The organism is Flavobacterium tiangeerense (genome assembly GCF_007830355.1).
GTDB lineage: Bacteria > Bacteroidota > Bacteroidia > Flavobacteriales > Flavobacteriaceae > Flavobacterium > Flavobacterium tiangeerense.
Map to the genome: position 1 here is coordinate 1 of NZ_VLKO01000001.1, position 16,308 is coordinate 16,308.

Consider the following 16,308-nt stretch of genomic DNA (forward strand, 5'->3'; position numbering starts at 1 on the left):
TCTAATGGTTCTGCTTCGGTGACTCCTTCTGGTGGTGCTGGTGGATATACTTATTCTTGGTCGCCTTCGGGTGGAACGGTTGCGACAGCTACTGGATTAAGTGCAGGAACATATACTGTAACAGTAACCGATGCTAACGCATGTACTGCTACTAGAAACTTTACAATTACACAACCAACGGTTATCAGTATGGCAACAGCTATGCAAACAAACGTATCTTGTAATGGTGAATCTAACGGTTCTGCTTCGGTGACTCCTTCTGGTGGTGCTGGTGGATATACGTACTCATGGTCGCCATCTGGCGGAACGGCTGCGACTGCGACTGGACTTACAGCTGGAACTTATACTGTAACAGTAACCGATGCTAACGCATGTACAGCTACTCGAAGCTTTACAATTACACAGCCAACTGTTCTTATCGCAACCGCTGCTGCACAAACGAACGTTTCTTGCAATGGAGATGCTGACGCATCTGCTACCGTAAGTGTGTCTGGAGGAACAAGTGGTTACTCGTATGCATGGTCGCCATCTGGCGGAACGGCTGCTACAGCAACTGGATTAAGTGCAGGAACTTATACTGTTAATATTACAGATGCTAATGGTTGTTTAACGACTCAAGGTTTTACCATTACACAGCCAACAACAATTGATTTCACAACAACAGTTTTGTCTGGTTATGATTATAATACTGGATATAGTCAAAGTATTGTAGCTTCAGGAGGAACAGGGGCTAAAACATATGCAGTTACAACAGGAAGTTTGCCTTCTGGTTTTTCACTATCAACAGCTGGACAGATAACAGGTACTTCAACTCAAATTGCTGATAGTAATTTTACCGTTACTGCTACTGATGCTAATAATTGTACTGCTACATTTAATTATGTACTGAATTTAAACCAAATACCAGTTACTGTAACTGCTTCACCTTCGCAAACTAAAGTATATGGGGAAAGTGATCCTGTTTTAACTTATACAGTATCACCAAGTTTACTTTCTGGAGATTCTTTTACAGGATCTTTAACAAGAGTTAATGGTGAAAATATTGGTAATTATGCAATTAATCAAGGTTCGCTTTCAGCTGGGTCTAAATATTTAATTACCTATGTCGGTACTAACCTTGCCATCACAGCTAAACCAATTACAGTGACAGCAACTACATCACAAACAAAAGTTTATGGGGAAATAGATCCAGTTATTGCTTATACCGTTTCACCAAGTTTAGTTAGTAGTGATTCTTTTACAGGAGCTTTAACAAGAGTTGCTGGAGAAAATACAGGAACTTATGGCATTAACCAAGGAAGTTTGAGTGCGGGATCTAATTATATGATTAGTTATGCAGGTGCTAACTTTACTATTACTGCAAAACCAATTACAGTGACGGCAACTACCTTACAAACTAAAGTTTATGGAATAGCAGATCCTTCTTTTGCGTATACACTTTCACCAAGTCTAGTAGGTAGTGATGCCTTAACAGGAACTTTATCAAGAACTGCTGGTGAAAATATTGGAAACTACGCTATCACACAAGGTAGCTTAAGTGCAGGATCTAATTATAATATTACTTATGTAAGTAGAGATTTTACAATTACGGCAAAACCGATCACAGTAACTGCAAATGCTTCACAAACCAAAGTATATGGCACTACGAATCCAGTTTACTCTTATACTTTCTCACCAAGTCTAGTTAGTGGAGATTCTTTCACGGGAACTTTAACAAGAACAGCTGGAGAAAATATTGGAAACTATGCTATCACACAAGGTAATTTAAGTGCAGGGGCTAATTATAACATTACTTATGTAAGCAGAGATTTTACTATTACGGCAAAACCGATCACAGTAACTGCAAATGCTTCACAAACCAAAGTATTTGGTACAACGAATCCGGTTTACTCTTACACTGTTTCACCAAATTTAGTTAGTGGCGACTCTTTCACTGGAGCGTTAACAAGAACTGCTGGAGAGAATGTGGGAACGTACACCATTACACAAGGTACCTTAAGCGCCGGTACTAATTATACCATTACTTATAACGGCTCTAATTTCACGATTACGAAAGCAGATCAGTTGATAACTTGGAATCAGACTTTAGGATTTGGTTGTAATGGAGAAACTAGTATTGTTTTAACTGCTGTTTCAAATAGTGGTTTAGCAGTAAATTATACTTCTGCAAATGCGAACATTGCTTCTGTTTCAAATAATTCATTATTTTTCCAAAATTACGGATCTACAAATGTAACAGCATCGCAACCTGGAAACATGAATTACAACGCAGCTCCGACAGTTATTTTACCAGTAGTATCAAGTCAGCCCAACCTGATTAGAAAACAATTTGAAAATATTATATTCTTTGACAACAGTTCGAAGAATTTCAAATCGTACAGCTGGTATAAAAATGGAGTTTTAGTTCCAGGACAAACTTCACAGTATTTTAAAGAAAATGGTGCTTTGAATGGAACTTATTACGCAGTAGCAACAAAACTGGACGGAACATTAATTACAAGCTGTCCATTGACCCTCTCTCCAACAAGAGAAGAAGAGTACATGAGAATTGTTCCAAACCCTGTTAAAAGCAATACGAGTTTCCAATTAATGACTAATATTAGTGCAAGCAGAATACAAAATGCACGTGTTGAAGTTTTTAACTTAACAGGAAACTTGTTAACAACTGTAAATACAAGTCAAAACAATATTGACATGATAGCTCCGAGTGTTGAGGGAATATACATTGTAAAAATTACCTTAGCAAATGGTACCTATTTTACTAAAAATCTTTTAGTAAGAAAATAAAATAATTTAAAGAATATGACATCCTCATTTTTAATGAATGGGGATGGATTATTCTAATTTAAAAAACAAGTATGAAATCGCCATTACCAAATAGTTTTCGTGAGCAATAACCAACAAATAAAAGGCGATGACGCATAGGAATGCTAAAAAATAAATTTTATATCTATGAAATTCAATATTAAAAACATAATAGGAACTATAGCTTTCTTAATTTCACAAGGTATAGCTGCACAGTTTTATGTAGGAATACAGTCGGGAATAGGAAATATTCAGAGTGATATTGCTGGTATACAAACAGGTAATCGCCTTGGAGGAGCTATAAAAGCAGGCTATATCTACTCTTTAAATAGTCATTTTGGAATTGGTACAGGGTTAGAGTTCTCGCAATACAAGCAAGAAGTATCTTTTTCTCGGCCTACTGCAACACTTTCAAATTTTGAAGTTGATGCTTCAACTTCGGCATTTGTATATAACATGACTACAAACAATTATAGAGAAAAACAAACATTACAGGCTGTGCAAATTCCTCTTTTTGTGCAATATAAAAAAAACATAAATACTGGTGTTGACTTTAATTTTAGAGCTGGTGCTAAATATTTTTTACCTGTAAACTATGAAATTAATGCAACTGCCGATTATGCAAATGGTACTGCTTATTATCCAGATGTAAACCTGACTATTTTTGATTTACCAGAATTTGGTTTTGGTCAACAAAATAATTATTCCGCATCAGGAGAATACAAAACTAAAGGAATTGTAATGAGTTCTTTTGAGTTAGGATTTACATTTGATATGGGAAAAAAGAGTTCTTTGTATGCAGCCATGTTTTTGGAAAATGGATATGGTACAATCTTAAACCAAAACAAAAATGAATCTTATATTGGTTACAGCCCAACATCTACAGCTGAAAGGAAAGCTAATGGCTTGTACAGTACTGATAAAGATGCTGAAATTAAACCGGTAGCTTTTGGTGTAACGCTAGGATGGAATTTTAAATAATCTCATTTTTTAAAATAATGAAAAGGTCTTGACTCAAAATCAAGGCCTTTTTTTTTGCAGAAAACATCTTTTCAAAGTGGTTAAACTGTAATTAAAATTTGCAGACGGTATTACCATCACTTTGGCCCATATTACTGAGAGATTTCATAGTACTATTGATTTTGAATCAACTCTTGTTGTGGTTATTTACCCAAATCAAAGTTAATAAATTTATAACGTATAATCTGGCATAAATGCAGAATTTCTAGAAATCAATCTTTCTGATCAAGTACTAAAAACTTTTTAAACAGAAGCTGGTGTCAACAATATAATTGACTTGCAAAACTTTAGTACTACCATTTATTTTATAAAACAAATTAGTATTCTTAAAGCAAAACACACCGAATTATAATTTTAAAAAAAATCTCTATTTCCAATTTATGTTGTTTAAGAAAATCTTGAATAGCTTTTTTTGTTAGGCGGAAACCTTACTAATTGAAAAAGATCTGATACTTTTAATAACTTTCTAAATCCTTCAAAATTTAATTAAAAACCTGTAACATATAATATTGGCTTAACTTTGGGAATTGTAAATTTGCAAGATAATTACAATTGTAACCCTATGAAACACAATTACACATGGAACCATATTATGGTTTTATTTATTTTTTTTATGGGCTTCACGCCAAATCTTGAAGCACAAGTAACCCAACCTACACCTCAAGACTTACCTTTTACTCAAAACTTCTCTACACTTGATGCCACATCAACTACCTATTCAGCAGGATTTCAGGGGTGGAAAGCAAGTATTTTACCGACAAGCAGTTTCGTTACGACGGGAACGTTGGTAGGAGATACTCCTTTAACAGCAAGTAGTACGGCAGGAACAACTTCTGGTAACGTACATAACTACAATGGTAAAATTGGTTTTTTGAACTCAGGATCACTAGATTTAACAATAGCTCTAGCTTTAAAAACAACTGGAAAAACAGGGATTTTTGTAGAGTATGATGCCATGGTCATTCGTAATCCTTATAATGGAACCAACAATACCCGCATAAATGACCTTGTAATGCAATACAGAGTAGGCACTACAGATGCTTTTGTTACCCTTTCATCAACATTGTATTCTAGTACCACTACTCCACAAACCTCAGGAACTACAGAACAAAATCTACAAAAAATAAGAGTACAACTTCCAGTAGATTGCGAAGATAAAGACGTAGTACAAATAAGATGGATATCAAGACAAGCATCGGGCACTGGTTCAAGACCTTCATTTGCAATAGACAATATTAGGGTGATAAATGATGTAATTGCACCAGTATACGCAACTGGATTCCCAAAAATAAGTGATATCCTCTCAACAGGTTTTGATTTTGTAACTAAAATCAATGAACCTGGAAAAACTTTTTATGTTGTGCTACCTGTTGGTAGTGCTGCACCTAGTATCGCGCAAATAAAGGCAGGAACAGATGCTACCAATACCATTGCTTTTAAAGCTGGATTACTAACTATTACTGACCCAGAGGTTGAGTATATACAAAGTATAACTGGTTTGTCTATAGGTACATCTTATAATTTATATACCATTTCAGAAGACGGATCTGGTAATACGCAAGCGTCAAGTACTTTATTGCCTGTTACTACATCATCAGTGGCTGTACCTTCTATCAAGCCAACAGTATCAAATTTAAACTTTGGTTTCGTTGAACAAAATACAACCAGCGCTCCACTACAGTATGACATTCAAGCTGAAAATTTAAGCAATGATATCACAGTAACGGCAACGGGTAATTACGTTATATCTAAAACAGAAACTGGTACTTATGCAAACAGTTTAAATTATGGTGCTAATGAATTTACTAATGCAGCTTTAGCAAAAGTCTTTGTGAAATTCACACCAACAGCTATAGGAACGGTAACAGGAACTATTACCCACCAAACAACTGGTGGATCTAATAAAACTGTTACTCTTACAGGTAAAGGAATAAATCCATATTTCCAAGATTTTAATGATCCAAATGTACTTACTAATAGTGGCTGGACAGAATACAGTGTTGCTGGAAATAACTTAAAATGGACTAGTACGAATACACGCTTTAATAGTTCTCCTGCAGCCGTTCAAATGAATGGATATGCAGAAAACGGAGCTAGCAAAGACTGGTTGATTTCTCCCGTATTGCGTTTAAATGCTTTTGATAAATTTCCATTATTATCTTTTTACGCTCGAAAATTTTTCTCAGGAACGTCTCTTAAATTAATGGTTTCAACTAACTATGATGGAAAAAGCAATCCCGATACTGCAACTTGGACCGCCATTGAAGGAGATTTTCCAACAACTACAGGAACGTTCAAACAATCACAGTTTATTAACCTTGAAGCCTATAAAACAAATAGTACGTATGTGGCTTGGGTATATGAATCAGCTACATCTGGAGGAACTGATAGTGCCGAGTGGACTATTGATGATGTGATTATATCAAATGAAGCTACTTTTATTGCCTCAAATCCTAATTTAAACTTTGGAGAAATTAATCCTAATACCACTTCTGCTAGTCAATCGTTTATATTCATGGCTGGTGGCTTTGGAAACATAACTATTAATGCTCCAGCAAACTATGAATTATCAACAGACAATATTGTTTTTACAACTAGCCTAGTTGTAACTGCTGCCGATGCTGTGATAGGTAAATTAGTATATGCGCGTTTCGTACCAATTTCAAAGGAATTGAGTATCTCTGGCCCATTAAAAATTACAGGAACTGGACTAAATCAAGAAATTGGTTCTTTTAAAGGGTCTTCATTACCAAAAACTGAAACTTTTGACATTGTAACCTATAATTTAGAATTTTTTGGTACTGATGTTAAAGATACCAGCGGAAGTGAATTCGGTCCAACAAATGATGTACTTCAAATAGATAATGTTGCAAAAGTAATTAATACAATGAACGCTGATGTGTATGCAGTTCAAGAAGTATCAGATGATGCCGCATTAGAAACTTTGATCCAAAAAATAAGCGTGAATGGTAAAACTTTTGCAAAAGTAGTTTCTCCTGTATGGTCTCGCTCCTTTCAAGCACCAGATCCTAACTTTCCTCCACAAAAACTGGTAGTACTATATAATACACAAACTACAACCGTAAAGAAATCTCGTGTCATGTTTAGTAAACTTTATGATGAAGTACGTGCAGGAACTAAAACGTTACCTAACTACCCAAGTACAGGTGATAGCTTTTATTCGTCTGGTCGTTTGCCGTATATGGTTGAAATAGAGACAAACATTAACGGAATTAAAAAAGACCTTACCATTATTAATCTTCACGCTCGTGCAAATAGCGGTAGTGATATTGCTAGATACAACATGCGTAAGTATGATGTTGAATTGTTAAAAGACAGTCTTGATGTAAATTATCCTAATGCAAATATTATTCTTCTTGGCGATTACAATGATGATGTTGACCAATCTGTAATTGCAGGAAATCCGTCTTCTTATCAAAAATTAGTAGAAGACACAGCAAGATATAATACACTGACCTTAGATATTAGTAAAGCTGGTGCATTTAGTTATTTGTCATCTGGAGGATTTTTAGATCATATTTTAGTATCTAATGAACTTACTGATGAGTATGTTACAAATTCTACAGTAGTATATGATCCTAGAAATGATGTTCCAAATTATGTTACTACAACCTCAGATCACGGTCCTGTAATTGCTCGTTTTGAATTAAAAGCTGATCCTGTGTTGAGTGTAAATGATGTTTTACCAACGAATAAAACAATCGTGAAAATGTATCCAAACCCAGTATCCGATATATTAAACGTTTCAATGAATTCATTTGAAAATGAAAACGTGAAACTTCAATTTTATAATGTTTTAGGAAGAGCCATTGGAATGCCAATAGATTTGAGTCCAAAATCAAACAGAGATAATTCCTCTATTGATGTATCTCAACTACCTACAGGCATATACATCTACTCGCTTTCCGTTGGAAATAAAATTATTCAAACTGATAAAATCATAAAAAAATAATTTAAAGTAGATCCATAAAAAAAGCCAGATTTCATGTATTTGAAATCTGGCTTTTTTGTTACGATAAAACTAAAAACAAGTTAATATACTTGCGAATTATTTTGAAACAGTTATTTGATTTAGTATCTAAATAGCTAGAAAGTTTTTCTTAATTTTACAGTCTTACAAAAGAAATTTTATGTCAACTTTACTTCCTTTTTTATTTATTTTTTTGGTTGCATTAGGTCTCGGAATTTTTCTGGGAAAACTCATTTTTTCTGCTCGATTTCAGTCTGAAAAAATTGGATTAGAAGAAAAACTAATTGCTTACACCAGCCAATTCAATCAACTTAAGGAACAAGTTCAAGTAGACAAAGCAACTTTTGAAAAACAACTGGAGAGCGCCACAATTGCGAAAGAAGCAATTCGGAATGAAAAAGACAGTTTAGCGATTCAACTTTCAAAAAAAGAAGTAGATTTCGAAAATCTTTGGGAACGAAATAAAGAACAAAAGGACGAAGTAGAAAAACTACAAGAAAAATTCACCAAGGAATTTGAGAACCTTGCCAATAAAATATTAGACGAAAAATCGAATAAATTTACGGAGCAAAACAAAGAAAATATGAAAAACATCTTGTCTCCACTACAAGATAAAATTCAGTTATTCGAAAAGAAAGTAGAAGATACACATAAAGAAAGCATTGATTATCATGCAGCTTTACGCCAACAAATACTGGGCTTGCGCGAAATGAATATTCAAATGAGCAAAGAAACCATCAACCTTACCAAAGCATTAAAAGGCGATAGCAAAATGCAAGGAAATTGGGGCGAATTAGTTTTAGAACGCGTTCTAGAAAAGTCAGGCTTAGAAAAAGGTCGTGAGTATGAAGTACAACAAGCCTTTACTACCGAAGATGGAAACCGCGTTTTTCCTGACGTTGTTATTAATTTGCCGGATGGTAAAAAAATGATTGTCGACTCTAAAGTTTCCCTTACGGCTTACGAAAAGTACATTAATGAAGAGGATGATGCTGCAAAAGCTGGATTTTTACGCGAGCATGTCAATTCAATTAAACGTCATGTGGAGCAATTAGGCAATAAAAATTATCATGACTTATACCAAATGGAAAGTCCTGATTTTGTTCTGCTTTTTATTCCGATAGAGCCAGCCTTTGCTATGGCACTTAATGAAGATACTACGCTGTACAACAAAGCATTCGAAAAAAACATAGTCATTGTAACTCCAGCCACTTTATTAGCTACCTTACGAACTATTGATAGTATGTGGACCAACCAAAAACAACAGGAAAATGCACTAGAAATTGCGAGACAAGCTGGTGCACTTTATGATAAATTTGAAGGATTTGTTGCTGATTTAATCAAAATTGGTAAAAAAATAGACGAAAGTAAAACTGAATATTCAGGTGCTATGAACAAGCTAGTTGATGGAAAAGGGAACTTAATTGTCAGCGTCGAAAAATTGAAAAAAATGGGAGCCAAAGCTAAAAAAGCACTTCCAGAAAGCATATTAAATAGAGCCGAAAAAGACGATAATCAATTACTAAACTAAATAAAATGAGAAAATTTTTAATGATTACAGCAGCAATGATTATATTATTTATTGTTGGATATTTCACTTTTTTATACAATGCTACCTATAGTGAAGGAGTTCGTTCTGGCGAATTAATTAAAGTCAGTAATAAAGGAGTCGCTTTTAAAACTTGGGAAGGAGAAATCAGCCAAGGTATTTCAGGAGCACAAATTTTCACCTTTTCAGTATTAGATAGCGAGGAAAAAGTAATCTCAGATTTACAGTCGTTAGAAGGTCAATATGTTCAAGTAAATTACGTAGAACGATACCGTACTTTTCCATGGTGGGGCGATACACGCTATTTCATTACTGATGTTAAAAAAGTCAACTCGCCATTTAAAATAAAATAAATGAATCAGACATTTAAAACTGTTGCTTCGTCAAACATTACTATTTCTGAACTCATGTTGCCTTCGCATACCAATTTTAGTGGTAAAATACATGGTGGTTATATATTGTCGCTTTTAGATCAAATTGCTTTTGCTTGTGCCTCAAAATTTTCAGGAAATTATTGTGTAACCGCCTCGGTTGATACCGTAAATTTCTTGAAACCCATTGAAGTTGGTGAACTAGTGACCATGAAAGCTAGTGTGAATTATGTGGGTAAAAGTTCTATGATTGTGGGCATCAGGGTAGAAGCCGAAAACATTCAAACGGGAAAAATAAAACACTGTAATTCCTCCTACTTTACCATGGTGGCAAAAAACAGCGACGGTGAAAGCGTTACCGTACCTGGACTTATATTGTCTAACCAGAGTGATTTGAGACGCTATTTTAACTGCGTTAAGCAAATTGCTTTAAAGAAAGAAAAAGACTTACACGAAGAAATTTTTGACCATAATTCACCTGCAGCCATTGCTAGCCTTGATGGCCACAATGTAAAGCTCGATATAGAATTTCACTAATAAAGGTTTTGAAAAAATAAAGATATTTCAGAATTTCTAGAATGAAACTATATCAAATTAAGGAGTGAATTTTTAAAACAAAAAAAATGTTAACTGAATGTGTTATTTCGTTAAACAATTCCTCAAAGCACCTTCTAGATTTTTAAACTGAAATTGAAAACCTGTTTGCTCTATTTTCTCAGACGAAACTCTCCTACCGGTAAGTACAATTTTTGACATTTCTCCCATCATAAACTCTAAAACAAATACAGGAACATTGGGCAACCAAATAGCGTAACCGTATACACAGGCAAGGGTTTTCGAGAAAATAGTATTAGTAGTATTGTCTTGTATGGCAGCATTGTAGGCTCCGTTCATGGTTTCATTTTGCATGGCATGAAAATACATCTCACATAAATCATCTACATGAATCCAAGGCATGTACTGTTTTCCAGTACCAAGTGCAGATCCTAACCGAAGTTTAAAAACTGTGGATAACTTATTCAATACACCATCCTTTTTACCCAATACTAAGCCTGTTCTTAACTTAACAGTTCTAATATTTCTATTCTCTATAAAATCAATTGCGTCCTCCCATTTTTGACAAGTGTACCCTAAAAAATCATTTTCTGGAAGCATTGTTTCTTCACAAATCTCCTCGCCATTAATAGCACCGTAAATACCAACTGCAGAGGCAGATATAAATGCGTCAAGCTTTTTATTGTGTTTCTTGATCGTAGTGTATAATAATAAAGTAGATTGTTCCCTACTTTCAATTATAGCAGCTTTACGTTTTGCAGTCCATCTTTTCTCAGCGATGTTCTCTCCAGCAAGGTGTACAATAAAATCTGCTCGCAAAACTGCTTGTTCATCAATGGTTTGATTTTCAACGTCCCACTTATAATAAAAAACCTTTTCAAGGTTAGGTCTCAAAGTCCTTGTCAAAATGGATACTGTAAAGCCTTTTGATAAAAGCAAAGTCGTCAATTGCTTTCCTATAAATCCTGTTCCGCCACTTATTAATACGTTCTTTTTCATAATAGTGTAAAGCTAATGATTTTTTAAAGATATAAAATTATAATAAATTTTGTTTAACTTTATTAATATATAGTTAAACATTCACTACCTTTATACCTTAATTTGAAATAAACACTAAAATGGCTACCAAGAAAACAGCAATTACAAAAGATAAAATAGTTTCATTGTATATGGATTATGTACTAGAACACAGTGAAAAACCTAAGTCCGTATACAGTTTTAGCAAATCAAATGATTTTACTGAGACTGATTTTTATGCCTACTTTGGAACTATTGAGAGCATCGAAAAGGAAATTTTCAAAATGTTTATAGAAAAAACAGTAGAACTACTGCATAAAAACAAAGAATATGAGATGTATGACATGAAGAGTAAAATGCTAAGTTTTTATTTTACTTTTTTTGAGATTCTTACTGCCAATAGAAGTTATGTAGTTTTAGTTTTAAAAGAACACAACAATCAGCTCAAGAAAGTGATGCAACTATCTGGATTGAGAAACAGCTTTAAAAATTTCCTTACCGAGATTATCGCTGATGATTTTAGAACACAACAGGAACGTTTACAAAACTTTCAAGAAAAAGCTTTTCAAGAAACGTCTTGGATACAACTTTTATTAACCTTAAAGTTCTGGCTTGATGATGCTAGTCCCGCATTTGAAAAAACAGATATCTACATTGAAAAATCTGTTAAAGTAACTTTTGAGTTGATGAATATTGCTCCGATAGACAGTTTAATCGATTTTGGAAAATTTATTTTCAAAGAAAAAATATACAACAAGTAATGAAAACAATAGACTATATACCCACTTCAAAAATTGAGCGGGCAACTAAATTAGTACAAACAGGTGCAAAAGTTGGCGTAAACTACCTTAAATATTATGGTGGCAAAATGGTCAACTCTGATATGACTCGTGATCAATTGAATGAAGATAATGCAGAGGATATTTATGATGGGCTTAAAAGTTTAAAAGGAAGTGCACTTAAAGTAGCCCAAATGTTAAGCATGGATAAAAGTTTTTTACCACAAGCTTACGTTGAAAAATTCTCACTGTCTCAGTTTTCAGTGCCTCCATTATCTGCTCCATTGGTTTTAAAGACATTCAAAACTAATTTTGGTAAAACACCGTATGAAATATTTGATGAATTTAATGCTAACTCTGTAAATGCGGCTAGCATAGGACAAGTACACGTTGCAGTTAAAGACGGTAAAAAATTAGCGGTAAAAATTCAGTATCCTGGTGTGGCCAATAGCATATCATCTGATTTGTCAATGGTAAAACCTATTGCGATCAGAATGTTTAATCTACAAGGTAAAGATTCAGACAAATATTTCAAGGAAGTTGAAGATAAATTGATTGAAGAGACTAATTACTTACTGGAACTAAAACAAAGTCAAGAGGTAGTTGAAGCGTGCCAAAAAATTGAAAATTTAGTTTTTCCGAGTTACTATCCAGAGTTTTCGTCAGAGAAAATCATTACCATGGACTGGATGACCGGAAAACACTTATCTGAGTTTACAAAAATAAACATAGATCAAGTGGCATCTAATAAAATAGGTCAGGCATTATGGGATTTTTACATGTACCAAATTCATATTCTGAAAAAAGTACACGCAGATCCTCATCCAGGAAACTTCTTGGTAGATGAAAACAATAATCTTGTAGCACTCGATTTTGGATGCATGAAAAAAATTCCTACCGAATTTTACATTCCATATTTTGAGCTTATTGATAAAAAAGTAATCAACGACCCTAAGATATTTAATGCTAAATTATTTGAACTTGAGATTTTAAGAACAGATGACACCAAAGAGGAAATAGCTTATTTCACAACTATGTTTCATGATCTGTTATCCTTATTTACACAGCCATTTCAAGCATCAACATTTGATTTTTCTAATGAAAGCTTTTTTGAAGATATTGCAGCACTAGGGGAACGTTTTTCAAAAGACACTAACCTAAGAAAGATGAATGGAAATAGAGGTTCTAAACATTTTATATACATGAACAGAACATTTTTCGGGTTGTACAATTTAATGTTTGACTTAAAGGCTACAGTAGTTGTCAATGAGTTTGAAAAATACAAGTAGTGAAAAAAGAGCATTTGCCATCAAAGATGTGTCTAGTTTGTAATAGGCCCTTCAACTGGCGGAAAAAATGGGAAAAGGTTTGGGAAGACGTAAAATATTGTAGTGAAAAATGCAGAAGAAACAAAAAGGTTTAGTTTGGTTTAGAAATGATTTAAGAGTTCAGGATAATGAATCACTTAACAATGCAATTGATACTAATGAGACGGTTGTTGCTGTATATTTTTTTGACCCAAGACAGTTTGAAGAAACGCAATTTGGATTTAAAAAAACAGAAAAATTTAGAGCCAAATTTTTAATTGAATCTGTGGTTGCTTTACGCAAAAATCTAGAAAAACTAAACATTTCATTATTAGTTTACCAACAAAAACCTGAGGATGTAATTCCAGATTTAGTTCAAAAAAAAGAAATTAATTCTGTTTATTTTCAAGAAGAATGGACAAGTGAAGAAAAGCAAGTTGAACAAAATGTTAAAGAAAAAACAAAGGCTACAGTAGAATTTATAACTTCTTACAACCAGTTTTTGTTTCATCCTGATAGCATTCCGTTTGATATTGAATCGATACCAAATGTTTTTACACAATTTAGAAATAAATGCGAAAAATCAGCTCGAGTTAAATCTTTATTTGTGCCAAAAAGTAAATCTAAAGAGAATATAGAACCGAATGACACTAAGATTCCTACTCTACAAGACTTGGGATTAGAAGATTTTGAACTTGATTCAAGAACTGCATTTCCGTTTTATGGTGGTGAAGATGCAGCTTTGTCTAGATTACAAGGTTATTTTTGGGATAGCGAAAAGTTAAGCGTTTATAAACTCACTCGCAATGGATTGATTGGCGCCGATTTTAGTTCGAAATTTTCGCCTTGGTTGGCTAATGGTTCTATTTCGGCCAAAACTATTTATTGGGAAATCTTACAATACGAAAAAGAGGTAGAGAAAAACGAATCTACATACTGGTTAATTTTTGAGTTGATTTGGAGGGATTATTTCAAATACATTTCATTAAAAAACGGGAATTCTATATTTAAACTTGGTGGGATTTTAAACCGAGATTATGAATGGAAAAATAATAAATATGCAATTACTAAATGGATAAATGGTAATACCGAAGAGTCATTTGTAAATGCAAATATGATTGAATTAAAAGAAACGGGCTGGATGAGTAATAGAGGCCGACAGAATGTTGGGTCTTATTTTGCCAAGGAACTATGTTTGGATTGGCGTATTGGCGCTGCCTATTTTGAATCGCTACTACTTGATTATGACGTACACAGTAACTACGGAAACTGGATGTATGTTTCTGGAGTGGGAAACGATCCTAGAGATCGCAAATTCAACATTAAGTTACAAGCGTCTAATTATGACGGACAATCCAAGTTTCAAAATTTATGGTTGCAAAACAAACTATTCTAATATAAATGAATACCAATAAAAAAAATATCAATGTAGTCTGGTTGAAAAGAGACCTTCGTTTGCAAGATAACGAAGCTATTTTCAATGCAACAAAAACGGGAATACCTACTTTGTTGTTATATGTGTTTGAAAAATCATTAGAAAATGATACGCATTACAGTACAAGACATTGGAATTTTATAAAACAATCTATTGTAGATTTAAACAAGCAATTAGAAAAATCTAACACAAAAATATTAGCAGTTTCATCAGAGGTGATTCAAGTATTCAATTTTCTTGAAGAAAATTATAAAATAATAACTGTCTATTCACACCAAGAAACAGGAATTAAAATAACCTATGAACGAGATAAAACGTTCAAGAGATATTGTAAAAACAACTTTATTCAATGGCAAGAAAATATCAATAATGGTATTTTTAGAGCTTTAAAGAATCGTTCCAACTGGGTACAAGACTGGGAGCAATATATGAATTCACCGTTACTACATTTTGATTTTGATCCGAATAAATACATCTCAGCTGAAGAGATTAACGAAATAGAAAAAACATTAGAAAAACAGAATCTAGAAACCGTACCAGATACCATTTTTCAAAAAGGAGGTACCACAATGGGGCGTAAATATCTAGAAACATTTTTTAATGAAAGGTATTTTAATTATGGCTCGCATATTTCTAAACCGTTATTGGCTAGAAAAAGCTGTAGTAGGTTATCCCCTTATATTGCATGGGGAAATTTATCCACTCGCGAAGTATTGCAAAAAGCAGCTACTTTTAGATTAAATTGTAGTGATCCCAAACAAATTGATTCGTTTGTTTCTAGACTAACATGGCAAGCCCATTTTATTCAAAAATTTGAAATGGAAGAAATTATGGAGTTTGAGAGTGTTAATAAAGGATTTCATTCTTTACAAAAAAAGGTGAATTTGAACTATATAGAAGCGTGGAAAACGGGTAACACTGGATTTCCGCTTATTGATGCTTGTATGAGGTGTTTAAATGAAACGGGCTATTTAAATTTTAGAATGCGCGCCATGTTAGTGTCCTTTTTTACACATAATTTATGGCAACCTTGGCAAGAAGCTACGCATCATTTATCACAAATGTTTTTAGACTTTGAGCCGGGAATTCATTTTCCGCAATTGCAAATGCAAGCAGGAGAAACAGGTATCAACATGCTACGCATTTACAACCCTATAAAAAACAGTTATGAACATGATCCAGAAGGAGAGTTTATAAGAAAATGGGTTCCTGAGTTGCAAAACATTCCGCGTAGCTTTATCCATGAGCCATATAAAATGACATATCTTGACCAAAAGTTTAATGATTTTGAAGTTGGTGTTGATTATCCAAAACCAATTGTAAACATGGAGAGAACTAGAAAATTTGCAAGTGATTTTTTATGGAAAATGAAAAAAAATCCGCTCGTAAAAGAAGAGAGTTCCCGAATCTTAAAATTGCATACTATGGCCGATATAGGGGATAGTGAGGCTTAGATTAAAAAAAGAATAATATAAAAAC

The 16,308-nt window shown here is 33.7% G+C and carries 12 protein-coding genes; 11 read left to right on the forward strand and 1 reads right to left on the reverse strand.

Going from position 1 to position 16,308, the window contains the following annotated elements:
- The 6 genes from IQ05_RS00005 to IQ05_RS00030 form a co-directional block, all read left to right on the forward strand.
- Positions 1–2,787, forward strand: a 2,787-nt coding sequence (locus IQ05_RS00005) for an MBG domain-containing protein (protein WP_144888886.1), incomplete at its 5' end; no start/stop codon positions are given.
- Between the two features lie 165 nt (positions 2,788–2,952).
- Positions 2,953–3,786, forward strand: coding sequence for an outer membrane beta-barrel protein (locus tag IQ05_RS00010; protein WP_144888887.1), 834 nt, complete (start codon positions 2,953–2,955; stop codon positions 3,784–3,786).
- 601 nt (positions 3,787–4,387) lie between these two features.
- Positions 4,388–7,798, forward strand: a complete 3,411-nt coding sequence (locus IQ05_RS00015; protein WP_144888888.1) for a T9SS-dependent choice-of-anchor J family protein — start codon at positions 4,388–4,390, stop codon at positions 7,796–7,798.
- Between the two features lie 178 nt (positions 7,799–7,976).
- A complete protein-coding gene (gene rmuC, locus IQ05_RS00020) occupies positions 7,977–9,347 on the forward strand; it encodes a DNA recombination protein RmuC (RefSeq protein ID WP_144888889.1) in 1,371 nt (456 codons plus the stop codon).
- A gap of 5 nt (positions 9,348–9,352) precedes the next feature.
- A complete protein-coding gene (locus tag IQ05_RS00025; RefSeq protein ID WP_144888890.1) occupies positions 9,353–9,718 on the forward strand; it encodes a 6-phosphogluconate dehydrogenase in 366 nt (121 codons plus the stop codon).
- Positions 9,719–10,273 (forward strand): acyl-CoA thioesterase, encoded by a 555-nt coding sequence (locus IQ05_RS00030; protein ID WP_144888891.1) that lies wholly within the window; start codon positions 9,719–9,721, stop codon positions 10,271–10,273.
- 102 nt (positions 10,274–10,375) lie between these two features.
- Here the strand turns inward: IQ05_RS00030 and IQ05_RS00035 are convergent, their stop codons facing one another.
- The gene (locus tag IQ05_RS00035; RefSeq protein WP_144888892.1) at positions 10,376–11,290 is read right to left on the reverse strand and encodes a TIGR01777 family oxidoreductase; all 915 of its coding nucleotides are present in this window, start codon (positions 11,288–11,290) and stop codon (positions 10,376–10,378) included.
- A gap of 119 nt (positions 11,291–11,409) precedes the next feature.
- Here IQ05_RS00035 and IQ05_RS00040 point away from each other — a divergent pair, with 119 nt between their 5' ends.
- From IQ05_RS00040 to IQ05_RS00060, 5 genes are read left to right on the forward strand one after another with little or no spacing between them, the layout of a single operon-like run.
- Positions 11,410–12,069, forward strand: coding sequence for a TetR family transcriptional regulator C-terminal domain-containing protein (locus IQ05_RS00040; protein WP_144888893.1), 660 nt, complete (start codon positions 11,410–11,412; stop codon positions 12,067–12,069).
- Positions 12,069–13,376, forward strand: coding sequence for an ABC1 kinase family protein (locus IQ05_RS00045; protein ID WP_144888894.1), 1,308 nt, complete (start codon positions 12,069–12,071; stop codon positions 13,374–13,376). The genes IQ05_RS00040 and IQ05_RS00045 overlap by 1 nt, the downstream gene beginning before the upstream one ends.
- Positions 13,376–13,510 (forward strand): DUF2256 domain-containing protein, encoded by a 135-nt coding sequence (locus IQ05_RS00050; protein WP_144888895.1) that lies wholly within the window; start codon positions 13,376–13,378, stop codon positions 13,508–13,510. The genes IQ05_RS00045 and IQ05_RS00050 overlap by 1 nt, the downstream gene beginning before the upstream one ends.
- The gene (locus tag IQ05_RS00055; protein WP_144888896.1) at positions 13,486–14,790 is read left to right on the forward strand and encodes a DASH family cryptochrome; all 1,305 of its coding nucleotides are present in this window, start codon (positions 13,486–13,488) and stop codon (positions 14,788–14,790) included. Before IQ05_RS00050 ends, IQ05_RS00055 begins: the two co-directional genes overlap by 25 nt.
- A gap of 5 nt (positions 14,791–14,795) precedes the next feature.
- Positions 14,796–16,283: a cryptochrome/deoxyribodipyrimidine photo-lyase family protein gene (locus tag IQ05_RS00060; protein WP_144888897.1), complete on the forward strand. Its 1,488-nt coding sequence runs from the start codon at positions 14,796–14,798 to the stop codon at positions 16,281–16,283.
- The last annotated feature ends 25 nt before the right edge of the window (positions 16,284–16,308 follow it).

What these genes read in the sequence shown, in the direction of transcription:
- IQ05_RS00030 (WP_144888891.1), top strand. Translation starts at nt 9,719, where the DNA reads ATGAATCAGACATTTAAAACTGTTGCTTCGTCAAACATTACTATTTCT.
- IQ05_RS00040 (WP_144888893.1), top strand. Translation starts at nt 11,410, where the DNA reads ATGGCTACCAAGAAAACAGCAATTACAAAAGATAAAATAGTTTCATTG.
- IQ05_RS00035 (WP_144888892.1), bottom strand. Translation starts at nt 11,290, where the DNA reads ATGAAAAAGAACGTATTAATAAGTGGCGGAACAGGATTTATAGGAAAG.
- IQ05_RS00045 (WP_144888894.1), top strand. Translation starts at nt 12,069, where the DNA reads ATGAAAACAATAGACTATATACCCACTTCAAAAATTGAGCGGGCAACT.
- IQ05_RS00055 (WP_144888896.1), top strand. Translation starts at nt 13,486, where the DNA reads ATGCAGAAGAAACAAAAAGGTTTAGTTTGGTTTAGAAATGATTTAAGA.
- IQ05_RS00010 (WP_144888887.1), top strand. Translation starts at nt 2,953, where the DNA reads ATGAAATTCAATATTAAAAACATAATAGGAACTATAGCTTTCTTAATT.
- IQ05_RS00060 (WP_144888897.1), top strand. Translation starts at nt 14,796, where the DNA reads ATGAATACCAATAAAAAAAATATCAATGTAGTCTGGTTGAAAAGAGAC.
- rmuC (WP_144888889.1), top strand. Translation starts at nt 7,977, where the DNA reads ATGTCAACTTTACTTCCTTTTTTATTTATTTTTTTGGTTGCATTAGGT.
- IQ05_RS00025 (WP_144888890.1), top strand. Translation starts at nt 9,353, where the DNA reads ATGAGAAAATTTTTAATGATTACAGCAGCAATGATTATATTATTTATT.
- IQ05_RS00015 (WP_144888888.1), top strand. Translation starts at nt 4,388, where the DNA reads ATGAAACACAATTACACATGGAACCATATTATGGTTTTATTTATTTTT.